1 protein-coding gene is annotated in these 254 nt (G+C 41.7%); it reads left to right on the top strand.

All coding sequences use genetic code 11. From position 1 onward, the window contains the following. The coding region (locus AOA61_RS00395) for an ATP-binding cassette domain-containing protein (RefSeq protein WP_143521146.1) at positions 1–254 on the top strand (254 nt) is incomplete at both ends.

The raw sequence follows: 254 nt of genomic DNA, 5'->3' as shown, positions 1-254 counted from the left end.
GTATACGGTTTTTTAGGGCCAAATGGTGCGGGGAAAACAACTACAATTCGTATGCTCGCAACATTATTGAAACCAGATCATGGGGATGTCAGTATTCTTGGATATGACTTGACTAATGAAGCTAACGAGATTAGAAGACGTGTGAGTTTAACTGGGCAGTTTCCATCCGTTGATGAAGACCTATCTGGACTTGAGAACCTTATTATGATCGGACGTTTACTCGGTTTTTCAAGAAAAGAAGCAAGGGGAAGAGC

This window comes from Pseudomonas sp. 2995-1, from assembly GCF_002742505.1.
GTDB classification, from domain to species: Bacteria; Pseudomonadota; Gammaproteobacteria; order Pseudomonadales; family Pseudomonadaceae; genus Aquipseudomonas; species Aquipseudomonas sivasensis.
Note: the sequence above shows the minus strand (reverse complement) of the source record. Positions and strands in the feature narration are given on the sequence as shown.